Source organism: Dyadobacter sp. CY345, assembly GCF_021502725.1.
In the GTDB taxonomy this organism is placed as follows: Bacteria; Bacteroidota; Bacteroidia; order Cytophagales; family Spirosomataceae; genus Dyadobacter.
The window spans coordinates 746,463-757,672 of record NZ_JAKFFS010000004.1 but is presented as its reverse complement, the minus strand read 5'-3'; the positions used below and the strand labels follow the sequence as shown (position 1 = coordinate 757,672).

Sequence of the window (11,210 nt, the reverse complement as noted above, 5' to 3'; positions counted from 1 at the left end):
ATACGCGTTACGCACCCGTACGACGGTGACATTGCTGCCCCCTCGCCTTGCATGTATTAAGCCTGCCGCTAGCGTTCATCCTGAGCCAGGATCAAACTCTCCATTGTAAATTTTGTTTTGTGGTAATCCCGAAAAATTCCACGTTATCTTCTTAAACGAACTATCTTGTTACTCTCTTCATCATGTCAAAGAACTTTGCTTCGCGTCTTCCGAAACTCGTTGCGCTGATCGTTTTCAGCACCGTACTACCCGATTGGGAGTGCAAAGGTGCACCTCTTTTTTTTCATACGCAAGTACAAGGCAAAAGTATTTTTCAGTTTTTTTTTGAAATAATTTGTAAAAAGCTCAAAATGAGGAAAATGTGCCCCGAAAATATTTTGAAGTTTTTTTTATGGGGTTGGGTTGGGGTACGGAAATGGGGCTAAATTGGATGGGAATGCGGTTGTGGGTTCTTTTATAGTAGTGGGGAGGTTGGGTTTGATGGTGGGTTTGTTTGTGGGTTTTTTTCATATATATAAGGTAGGGGAATGTTTTGTTCAGCTTGGCAGGTTTGCGAATGGTTCGTAGGAGGCTCCGAAGGAGCCCGAAGAAGCTAGGTCTTATTTATTGCTATAAACAGGTGGCTCCGAAGGAGCCAGGAGAAAGTTCGCGAAATCGATGGCTATAAACAGGAGGCTCCGAAGGAGCCTGGAAACTGCGGGATTTGATTTTGGCTAAAACAGGAAGCTCTGAGGTGGAGCTGCATATATCAATCTTCAAAATGATCAACACATATCTAAAACAGTCTATGCCCTATCGATTGCTTTTTTGAGCGCATAAAAACAAACTCTATTAATCGTGATCTCCTGAGTCACTCTTTACGTTTAAAAAGAATCCTCTTGCTCAGATAATGATCTCCAACCATAATCATGAAAAGCGATAAACCAATCCATAACAAATTGTTACTTCCAGCCCAGTGCTGATAGGAGAACAATACTCCAAGTGCTAATGAGCTAATCGTCGTGAGCAGAAGAGCCGCTCTGAGAAATGTCATATATGTTTTCATAAATCTATCGTCAAATTTTTATACACATTTAGATACAGAAATTGGTACAGTTGTAATTTGCAACCATAGCAATGCCCCTAAATCTAAACGGGCTCCCAATTAAAACTGAGAGCCCGTTCATTATATTGTAATTTGTTCTATTAAGATCCGCAAGCCTCACATCCTTCCGGGTCATCCAGCGAACATTGCATATCGGCACGACTATCACGTGGCGTGACCGGTTTTGTATGATCTTCTGCGTATTGAATGTAATTTAATTCTTTCTCAGCAACCAATTCTGTTACCGGCTCAATCTGCGCTTCCGCTTGTTTGCCCAACGTAAATTGAACAGGAGCAGAAGCTGCGCGCGTACGCAGATAATACATCCCCGTTTTCAGGCCACTCTTCCATGCATGAAAGTGCATCGACGTGAGTTTTCCAAAATTCGGTTCTTCAAGGAATATATTAAGCGACTGCGACTGGCAGATAAACGCACCTCTGTCAGCAGACATATCCAAAATACTGCGCTGCTTAATCTCCCAGGCCGTTTTATATAGGTCTTTAATGTTTTGAGGAATATTTGGAATCGCCTGAACAGAACCGCTGGCGCGAACAAGATTATTTTTCATGTCCTCATTCCAAAGTCCAAGTCTTACCAGATCTTTCAAAAGATATTTATTAACAACAACAAATTCTCCCGAAAGAACGCGTCTTACATATATATTAGATGTAAATGGTTCGAAGCACTCATTATTCCCTAAAATCTGGCTTGTCGAAGCCGTCGGCATTGGCGCTAGTAACAATGAATTGCGAACACCGTTCTGAACAACTTCTTTACGCAGCTTTTCCCAATTCCAATGATTACCTTCTGGTTTTACACCCCACATATCAAACTGGAAAATCCCCTGTGATATCGGACTGCCTTCCCATGTTTCATAAGGTCCATGAAGTTTAGCCAACTCCATAGAGGATTCCATAGCTCCGAAATAAATTGTTTCGAAGATATCTTTATTTAACTGACGCGCTTCATCAGAATCAAAAGGCATGCGCATCATGCAGAAAGCATCTGCCAACCCTTGAATACCGATACCAATCGGACGGTGTCTTTTATTACTTTTTTCAGCTTCCGGAACTGGGTAATAATTCAGGTCAATTATTTTGTTCAGGTTGCGTGTGATCACTTTGGTGATCTCATACAATTTCTGGTGATCAAAACGGAAAAATCCATCCGCCTGCATTTCCACAAACTTCGGTAAAGCGATTGAAGCCAGGTTACAAACCGCAACTTCATCCGGAGCGGTATACTCCATGATTTCCGTACAAAGGTTTGAAGACTTAATTGTACCTAAATTTTTCTGATTCGATTTTGAGTTTGCGTGATCTTTGTACAACATATAAGGTGTACCAGTCTCTATCTGTGATTCCAAAATGGCAAACCAAAGATCCTGCGCTTTTATTGTTTTTCTTGCCTTGCCTTCCAGCTCGTACTTTTCGTAAAGCTTTTCAAATTCTGCGCTATGTGTATCTGCTAGCCCAGGACATTCATGCGGGCAGAATAATGACCAGGTGTCATTTGCCTCAACACGTTTCATGAACAAATCAGGAATCCACATGGCATAAAAAAGATCACGTGCGCGCTGCTCTTCTTTACCATGATTTTTCCTTAAATCAAGGAAATCGAAGACATCGGCATGCCACGGCTCCATATATATAGCAAAAGAACCCTTACGTTTTCCACCGCCCTGGTCAACATAACGGGCAGTATCGTTAAATACACGAAGCATTGGGACGATACCATTTGACATTCCATTGGTACCTTTGATATAAGAACCGGTCGCACGTACGTTATGTATGCTCAAACCGATACCGCCAGCCGACTGAGAAATAAGCGCACATTGTTTCAGTGTATCATAAATCCCTTCAATACTATCTTCTTTCATCGTCAGCAAGAAACAAGAAGACATTTGCGGCTTCGGCGTTCCTGCATTGAACAATGTTGGCGTTGCATGAGTAAACCACTTTTCAGACAACAAATGATACGTTTCAATCGCCGATTGTACGTCTTCCTGATGGATACCGATAGCAACGCGCATCAACATTTGTTGGGGTCTTTCTACAATTTTACCGTCAACTTTAAGTAGATAAGATTTTTCAAGGGTTTTGTAACCAAAATAATCATAGGCATAATCCCTGTCATATATGATTGTAGAATCGAGCAGCGATGCATTCTGGCGAATTACTTCATAGACTTCCTTTGAAATCAACGAAGCATTTTCACCGGTTTTGGCATCGACATAAGTATAAAGACGTTTCATTGTTGCCGAAAACGACTTCAATGTGTTTTTATGAAGATTTGAGATCGCGATCCGGGCAGCAAGAATAGCATAATCCGGATGTTTAGTAGTCATGGAAGCGGCTGTTTCAGCAGCAAGGTTATCAAGTTCGGCAGTAGTGACGCCGTCGTAGATACCCGAAACAACCTTTTTAGCTACTTCTATGGGCTGGATATAATTATTATCTAGGCCGTAGCTCAGTTTCTCAATACGGGCAGTCACTTTGTCGAATTTTACCGACTCACGGCGACCGTCACGCTTTATTACGTACATGGACATGTCAATTTCTTTTTCTGAGGTGAAAGTGATTTTTAGTTGTTTATGATAATGAAGGGAGGGATAATATTTTCATGAAATAACTGAAAATTAATCGAATCTGCAAACGGTAATTTAAGGTAAAAAAGGGCTTTGCAGGGATAGTACAAATTATGAAATTGTTAAGAATCTTAGAACAAGTCGATTAGCAAAAACCAACCTTAATACGTTTACCAAAAATAATTTTAATAAATATTCAGTTGAAAAATTTGTTAACTTTTTTTTGAGGTATGCTTTGTAAATTCAAAATAATTACAATTATAATATCTGATTTTCAGTACATTACCATTAAATAATTTTTGTCCGTATTTTAAAATTTGCAAACTTTTCACATTTAGTTATACTTTTTGTATTCATACTATAATAGTCTAACCTTTTTATTTCCACCTATACTTTTCAAAAAATCATCGATATGGATCAGCCTTTTGAACAACAATCAAGAAGAAAGTTTTTGAAGCAATCTGCCGGAATCTATGCCGGCCTATCGCTGGGGGCAGGAACGCTTGCAGAAGCCATGGCATATCACGAATCCGGTGCTAAATTTTCACTGCCCCTTGGTGTCTACGCCTCCTATGAAAAAGCTGAAATGCTGAAAAGTTATGGCTGCTCTTATATTGAGGAATCTGTTGGCGGATTTTTAATACCAAAGGATGGCGACTTGAAATATGCCAAAAATCTTCAGCAGCTGCAAGAGGAAAAATTTCCTATAAGGTCTTATGTTATTTTGTTGCCCGGAGATTTGAAAACGCTCGGACCCGATGCTAATCACGAGGCTATTTTAAAACGCACCGATCTTGCTCTGAAACGGGCAAAAGAATGCGGATCAAAATATATTGTTTTTGGAAGCGGAGCATCCCGTGTGATTCCAGACGGATTTGACCGTGACAAGGCAAAATTGCAACATATCGAGTTGAGCAAAAAAATGGCTCCGCTCGCTGAAAAACATGGTGTAACGATTGCATTGGAGCCTTTGAACCGGGGCGAGACTAATTTTATAAATAGTCTTTCAGAAGGAGTTGAAATAATTAATGCCGTTAATAGTCCGTCGTTTCAGCTGCTTTGCGACATTTTCCACATGTTAAAAGAAGACGAACCTGCTGACCAGATCATCAAATTCGGTAAACATATAGTTCACTGCCATATCGCTGAAAAACAGAATCGCACTCCACCCGGTGTCGCCGGTGACGATTTCAGACCATATCTTAGTGCATTGAAAAAAATCAAATATAAGGGTGGGCTTTCGATCGAATGTTTCGTTTATCAGGACTTTGACAGTCAGTCTAAAAAGGGGATTGAAGTGCTTCAAAAGCAGCTCAGCGAGGTCTGATTCGTAATATTTTATATTTATCGCGTAGATATTGAGAAAGATAACTCAGATTTGCTTGGTTTAATAGATAAGAATTTTTACTTTTGCAATCCTTTTTGAGAATTGTATCGAAACACATAATTGCATATACAAATGAAAAATGATATTCATCCCAATTACAGAGAAGTAGTATTCTGGGATTTATCCAGTGACTTTAAATTTATTACACGCTCGACAATCGAAACCAGCGAAAATATTACCTGGGAAGATGGAACAGTTTATCCTGTATACAAAGTTGAGGTTTCTTCTAAGTCTCACCCATTTTACACAGGTAAAAATGTACTTGTTGATACTGCGGGACGTGTTGATAAATTCAGAAAACGTTACGGTACAAAAGAAACTACTGAAGCAGAAGCTTAATTTTTATTATTGATTAAGTGCTTTATAGAAAGCAGTCTCAAAGCGAAAGCTGTCAGGGACTGCTTTCTTTTTTTGCCCGAACCAAAAAAATGGACGAACTTTGGACTTACATACTTTCACATTGTATATGCCCAATATCATCCTGTTCGACGATCCGCTATTTCGCCGGCAACTTTTACCTTTTACTTACACACGCCCGGTAGCGGCCATTCGTTGCGGAATTCATACGCTTAGTGAAAAATGGGAAAAATGGCTTAGCACTACTATTTCCTATCAAACCGAATCTTCACTTCGCGCGCAGTTCCCGCTGGTTACAACTAATGACAACCTGTTCATCAACGGATCATTGTGCCCGGATTCTCACCTTGTAGAAGTTTTGTCTGAGTTACCTTCGGAGACAGTTCTTTGCAACGGAGACGAGGAAATACTTGCTGTCAGAACTTCGTCAGCAAATTGGACACCGGATTCTGTTTTCTCATTGAAAAAGAAAGAATTTTCAGGTAACAACCTTCTAATCCGTCAAATTTGGGACATTTTCATTAATAATGGTAACCAGATTACCTCCGATTTTGACCAAATCATTTTGTCCCGAAAATCTGAACCAATCACCGATCCCTACACGCGTTGTTACCAACGAGATCGTATTTTCATTGAACCGGGAGCTAACATCAAAGCAGCAATTCTGAATGCAGAAAATGGCCCGATTTATATCGGTAAAAATACTGTAATACAGGAAGGAGCCTCCATTCAGGGACCGTTTGCAATTGGCGAAGGATCGGCTGTGGCACAGAATGCAAAAATCAGAATCAATACCAGTATAGGTCCTTTTTGCAAAATTGGGGGAGAGGTCAGCGGATCGGTTATTTTTGGTTACAGCAACAAGGACCATGAAGGCTATCTGGGTAATTCAGTTCTGGGAGAATGGTGTAATCTTGGTGCAAATACGAACAACTCGAACTTCAAAAATGATCATACACAGGTTAAGCTGCATAACTACGCAACAAACGACCTCGAAAATACCGGATTGACAAAGTGTGGTCTGTTCATGGGAGACTACTCCAAAGCGGGAATTTCTACCATGTTTAATACCGGAACCGTTGTTGGCGTAAGCGTAAATGTGTTTGGTGCAGGTTTTCAACCAAAGCATATTCCTTCATTTTCATGGGGCGGCAACGCGGAGGGATTCAGCGAATACAGGCTTGAAAAAGCAATTGCCGTAGCTGCGGATACAGTTGGCCGCCGCCAGATCGTATTTACAGAAAGTCACAAAGATGTCATGACGAACGTATTTGATCAAACCAAACCCCAACGACACTCCTGACTTTAACTCCTACGCGTTTTATCGTGTTGTTAAAGTTCGATCTTTTGACATTTATCGTGTCTTTCATCGTTACTTTTGTTACCAGAGAATCGAAAGCGTAAAACGTCAAGTCGCTATTGCATTCGGACAAATTATTAATCCGCTTTTAAAGTGCTTTTTAAAGACATCCCAGGACTTGAAAATATAAAGACAACGCTGAGGCGCTCTGTACAAAACAGCCACCTGGCGCATGCCCTGTTGTTCGATGGAGCGAGCGGTGGCGGAGGATTAGCTCTGGCACTTGCGTTTTCTACCTATATCAATTGTGAAAACCGGACTGGAGAAGACGCTTGCGGAGTTTGTGCTTCCTGCGCTAAAATGAATAAATTAATTCATCCCGATTTCCATTCTATTTTTCCGATTGCCACATCGAAAAAGGTTAATGGAAATACGAGTGAAGCGTTTCTGCCTTTATGGCGGAGTTTTTTGCTTGATACCCCTTATCGGGTTCTTCCGGAGTGGCTGGATTTTATCAATGCTGAAAACAAACAGGGGAATATTTCTGTGGAAGAAGCTCGGGGAATCCTAAAAAAACTTTCTGTTAAATCTTATGAGGGTGAATATAAAATTCTCTTAATATGGAAACCGGAAATTATGAATGCCTCTTCGGCAAATGCCTTGCTGAAAATCCTGGAAGAACCGCCATATAAAACACTTTTCCTGTTAGTCAGCGATCAGTCGGATCGGTTATTAACCACAATCATTTCCCGCACGCAGCGCGTTGCTGTTCCGGCTTTTTCTGATGAAGAAGTTCGCTCGTTTTTAAAACAACAATCTGTTAGTGAGAATATTGCAAATCAGATAACGTATCTTTCTGATGGAAACCTGTCAGAAGCGCTGCGCCTTGTCAACGAAACTTCCGATGACAGATCAGCATGGTTTGCTGAATGGATGCGGTATTGTTATAAATTCGACGTGGCTAGTTTGGTAAAACTTGCTGATAATTTTGATGCAATGAATAAAGAAAAGCAAAAAGGGCTTTTCGAATATTCCCTCAGATTGTTCCGCGATATGTTGGTGTGGAGCCAGGGAGCTGCCGAGTTGTTGCGGGTTCCGGAGGAAGAACTTACTTTCGTGCAGAATTTTTCCAAGGCAGTTAATTTCGACGCACTGGAAAATATGGTTCAGGAAGTCAACGTTGCATATTACCATATTGAAAGGAATGTAAGAGCAAAAATGGTATTTCTTGATTTATCCTTAACTATTGCACCATTTTTTCAACGCAGATGAAAAAACAGATTGAGCTTATCGGAGCTACTGACATTGTGGACCTGCCGGAACTTGGCTGGTATAAAGTTCCGGTTCGTGTGGATTCGGGTGCGGCAACGTCGTCCATCCATTGTGCAAAAGTCAACCTCATTAAGGACGGCGACGAGACCAGACTTTGCTTTTATCTGGATTCAAAAAGAGGCGCACCCGGGCAATCCTTCACAGTCAGTGAATTTAAAGAAACAGTTGTCCGCAATTCCTCAGGGAAAGAAGAAAAAAGATATGTGATCAAAACGCAGATCACTCTTTTCGGCCGGAAAATACGTACTGAATTTTCATTAGCGAATCGCAAAAAAATGAGCTATCCGATATTGCTCGGAAGAAAATTGCTTAAAGGCCGTTTCATCGTCGATGTCTCACAAAAAGATCTTTCCTTCAAACAAAATGCCGAGAAAATCAGACTTAAAAAAAAGACTGATCCTGAGGCCAACCCTACTATTTTAATCCAATAGATTTATATGAAAATCGCCGTATTATCCACCAATCCTGAACTTTATTCAACGAGGCGTCTGGTGGAGGCAATCAAACAGAGAGGTCACCAGGCTGTGGTAATTGACCATGTCAAGTGTTTTGTGATGATTGAAGGAGGGAAACCAACTGTCATTTATAAAGGAAAGCCAATTGAGGGAATTGACGCTGTCATTCCAAGAATCGGTACTTCTGTAAATGCTTTTGGCTGCGCTGTGGTCCGACAACTGGAACTAATGAAAATATTTACGACTGTTAAATCCCAAGCGATTTTACGGTCCAGAGATAAGTTGCGAAGTATGCAGGTGCTTGCGAAATCCGGTGTCGATATTCCTAAAACTGTTTTTGCTAAAAATCCAGCTCAGGTAAACGAGCTCATTCATATGGTCGGCGGACCGCCGGTTATCATCAAATTACTGGAAGGAACACAAGGCGTTGGTGTGGTGTTGGCCGAAACTACCAAAGCGGCAAAATCAACTATTGAAGCATTTTATGGCCTGCGAGCGAATTTTTTAATTCAGGAATTTATTGCTGAGTCCAAGGGCGCTGATATCCGTGCTTTTGTGATTGGGAATAAGGTTGTGGCTGCCATGAAACGTCAGGGACATGAGGGAGATTTTCGTTCTAATCTGCACCGTGGCGGTGAAGGGTCATTGGTGGAATTGAGCCCTGAAGAAGAGCATACTGCAATTGCGGCTGCCAAAGCACTAGGCGTTAAAATTGCAGGAGTTGATTTATTACAATCGGAAAGAGGGCCGTTGGTTATGGAGGTAAATTCCTCGCCTGGTTTAAAAGGAATTGAAGAAATCAGCGGGATCGATGTTGCCTCTTTGATTGTTGCTTACATTGAAGAGAAAATAGTTACAGATGAAGGTGATACGGTTGGGGTTTAATTTGTTTTAACTCGTAACCAATACGGTAACATTGTTTATCTTTGTTCTTGCTTACGAGAATAATTGCGGTTAAAACTTTAAAGACATTTGGAGAAAATTATCCGCAAGCAAAACAAGCTTTGTTGTCCTGGTATGAAGAAGTTGAATCGGCTGATTGGAATTCACCAAATGAATTGAAGGTTCATTACCGGAACGCATCTGTTCTGACCAATAAGCGGGTAATTTTCAATATTCATGGTAATTCGTATAGACTTATTGTCGATATAGAGCTCAGATTAAAAATTGTATTCATAGTTTGGTTTGGAACACACAAGGAATACGACCAGATAGATGCTAAAACGATAGGATATGATAGCTCCAATAAAAAATGATGAACAATATGAGCAATCACTGAAAAGAATTTATTCTTTAATGCAAATGTATATGGCTCCAGATTCTGCGGAGTCTGATGAGTTGGAGATATTATCTATACTTGCAAAAGATTATGAAACCGTCCATTTTCCTGTTTCCAAGCCAAATCCATTAGACGCAATCAAATTCAGATTGGATCAAATGGATATGACAGAGAATGATCTTTCAGAAATACTGGGCTATCGTTCACGTAAATCAGAAATACTTTCAGGCAAAAGGAAACTTAGCCTGGCGATGATTAGAAAATTAAACGAAAAATTACAAATTCCGGCAGAGGTCCTTATTCAGCCATATTAGTATACATACTGGTTATTCTCATTTCCGGAATTTAAATAAAAAGCGCTAATAGCCAAAAAGCTAACAGCTTACAGAAAATCATGCATATCAAAATAGGAACACGTGGTAGTAGACTGGCGCTTTGGCAGGCATATCATGTTGAAACCCTTCTTCAAAAAGGAGGCGTGACTACGGAAATCGTTATTATAGAAACAAAAGGTGATAAAATTCTTGACCGTTCTTTATCCAAAATCGGAAGCAAAGGGGTTTTCACTCAGGAATTGGAAGATCAGCTTAGAATCGGTGATATTGATATCGCAGTACATAGTGCAAAGGATCTTCAATCTTCTCTGGATGATGATTTTGAACTAATTGCCTTCACTGAGCGGGAACATGCCAACGATGTGTTGGTAAGTTATAATACTAGTCTTTCGTTGCAAAGCGGAGAATCTTTCGTTGTGGGTACTTCCTCAACGCGCCGCATTGCGATTTTAAAACACTATTATCCGCATATCAAAATTGTTGACATGCGAGGCAATTTACAGACACGTTTCAGAAAATTGCAGGAAGGACAATGTGACGCTTTACTATTAGCTTATGCCGGCGTTCACCGCATGGAATATGATGGAGCGATTGCTGAACATTTGTTATTAGATGAATTCACGCCCGCTGTGGGCCAGGGAAGTGTTGCGATTGAAAGTGCTGTTTCATTATCAGATGAGAAAAAAACAGTTCTGAAACAATTACTTAACCACGAACCGACGGAAATTTGCCTGAGAACTGAGCGGGCTTTCCTTAAAAGACTTCAAGGTGGATGCAGTATACCGGTTTTTGCTTTGGCCATCCTAAAACATGATGAAATTAACATTTCAGGTGGGATTGTCAGCTTGGACGGACAAGAAATTATTCGCCGTTCTGAAAGCGGCTCGCCTGCGTTTCCGGAAGAACTTGGCACCGCTCTGGCCGATGAATTGATCGAAGCCGGTGCGGATCGTATCTTACAGGAAATTCGCAGCCAAAATCCAGTGGTTTAAAATAATTTCCTAATGATAAAAAAGCTGCTTCAAAGAGGCAGCTTTTTTTGTTTCCGTTCAATGGATTTTTATCAAATAGTTACCTACCGGAACAGCGGTTT

General features: G+C 40.6%; 11 protein-coding genes and 1 rRNA gene. 9 read left to right on the top strand and 3 right to left on the bottom strand.

Translation table 11 applies throughout. The annotated features are described in order from the left end of the window. From L0657_RS20595 to L0657_RS20585, 3 genes are all read right to left on the bottom strand, one after another. Positions 1-107, bottom strand: a 16S ribosomal RNA gene (locus tag L0657_RS20595); the annotation flags it as partial. A gap of 743 nt (positions 108-850) precedes the next feature. Continuing rightward, entirely contained in the window at positions 851-1,045 is a 195-nt protein-coding gene (locus L0657_RS20590) for a hypothetical protein (protein ID WP_235152643.1), read from the bottom strand. A 140-nt stretch (positions 1,046-1,185) separates the two neighbouring features. Next, complete coding sequence (locus L0657_RS20585; protein WP_235152642.1) at positions 1,186-3,630, bottom strand: ribonucleoside-diphosphate reductase subunit alpha; 2,445 nt, start codon at positions 3,628-3,630, stop codon at positions 1,186-1,188. Positions 3,631-4,084: 454 nt separating this feature from the next. On the opposite strand from L0657_RS20585, the gene L0657_RS20580 reads away from it, so the two are divergent. From L0657_RS20580 to hemC, 9 genes are all read left to right on the top strand, one after another. After that, complete coding sequence (locus L0657_RS20580) at positions 4,085-4,999, top strand: sugar phosphate isomerase/epimerase (RefSeq protein ID WP_235152641.1); 915 nt, start codon at positions 4,085-4,087, stop codon at positions 4,997-4,999. 132 nt (positions 5,000-5,131) lie between these two features. Continuing rightward, a complete protein-coding gene (locus L0657_RS20575) occupies positions 5,132-5,398 on the top strand; it encodes a type B 50S ribosomal protein L31 (RefSeq protein ID WP_235152640.1) in 267 nt (88 codons plus the stop codon). A 127-nt stretch (positions 5,399-5,525) separates the two neighbouring features. Further along, the gene (locus L0657_RS20570) at positions 5,526-6,719 is read left to right on the top strand and encodes a putative sugar nucleotidyl transferase (RefSeq protein WP_235152639.1); all 1,194 of its coding nucleotides are present in this window, start codon (positions 5,526-5,528) and stop codon (positions 6,717-6,719) included. A gap of 150 nt (positions 6,720-6,869) precedes the next feature. Then, complete coding sequence (locus tag L0657_RS20565; RefSeq protein ID WP_235152638.1) at positions 6,870-7,988, top strand: DNA polymerase III subunit delta; 1,119 nt, start codon at positions 6,870-6,872, stop codon at positions 7,986-7,988. After that, entirely contained in the window at positions 7,985-8,479 is a 495-nt protein-coding gene (locus L0657_RS20560; RefSeq protein WP_235152637.1) for a RimK/LysX family protein, read from the top strand. Before L0657_RS20565 ends, L0657_RS20560 begins: the two co-directional genes overlap by 4 nt. Before the next feature lie 6 nt (positions 8,480-8,485). Further along, entirely contained in the window at positions 8,486-9,388 is a 903-nt protein-coding gene (gene rimK, locus L0657_RS20555) for a 30S ribosomal protein S6--L-glutamate ligase (RefSeq protein ID WP_235152636.1), read from the top strand. A gap of 47 nt (positions 9,389-9,435) precedes the next feature. After that, positions 9,436-9,759 (top strand): type II toxin-antitoxin system HigB family toxin, encoded by a 324-nt coding sequence (locus L0657_RS20550; RefSeq protein ID WP_235152635.1) that lies wholly within the window; start codon positions 9,436-9,438, stop codon positions 9,757-9,759. Continuing rightward, positions 9,737-10,096 carry a type II toxin-antitoxin system HigA family antitoxin gene (locus tag L0657_RS20545; protein ID WP_235152634.1) on the top strand — a complete coding sequence of 120 codons (360 nt, stop codon included), beginning with the start codon at positions 9,737-9,739 and terminating at the stop codon, positions 10,094-10,096. Before L0657_RS20550 ends, L0657_RS20545 begins: the two co-directional genes overlap by 23 nt. An 80-nt stretch (positions 10,097-10,176) precedes the next feature. Beyond that, a complete protein-coding gene (gene hemC, locus L0657_RS20540; RefSeq protein WP_235152633.1) occupies positions 10,177-11,109 on the top strand; it encodes a hydroxymethylbilane synthase in 933 nt (310 codons plus the stop codon). Positions 11,110-11,210: the final 101 nt, after the last annotated feature.

Coding starts and splice junctions, on each gene's coding strand:
- L0657_RS20545 (WP_235152634.1), top strand. CDS start 9,737: ATGATAGCTCCAATAAAAAATGATGAACAATATGAGCAATCACTGAAA.
- rimK (WP_235152636.1), top strand. CDS start 8,486: ATGAAAATCGCCGTATTATCCACCAATCCTGAACTTTATTCAACGAGG.
- L0657_RS20585 (WP_235152642.1), bottom strand. CDS start 3,630: ATGTACGTAATAAAGCGTGACGGTCGCCGTGAGTCGGTAAAATTCGAC.
- L0657_RS20570 (WP_235152639.1), top strand. CDS start 5,526: ATGCCCAATATCATCCTGTTCGACGATCCGCTATTTCGCCGGCAACTT.
- L0657_RS20575 (WP_235152640.1), top strand. CDS start 5,132: ATGAAAAATGATATTCATCCCAATTACAGAGAAGTAGTATTCTGGGAT.
- hemC (WP_235152633.1), top strand. CDS start 10,177: ATGCATATCAAAATAGGAACACGTGGTAGTAGACTGGCGCTTTGGCAG.
- L0657_RS20590 (WP_235152643.1), bottom strand. CDS start 1,045: ATGAAAACATATATGACATTTCTCAGAGCGGCTCTTCTGCTCACGACG.
- L0657_RS20560 (WP_235152637.1), top strand. CDS start 7,985: ATGAAAAAACAGATTGAGCTTATCGGAGCTACTGACATTGTGGACCTG.
- L0657_RS20580 (WP_235152641.1), top strand. CDS start 4,085: ATGGATCAGCCTTTTGAACAACAATCAAGAAGAAAGTTTTTGAAGCAA.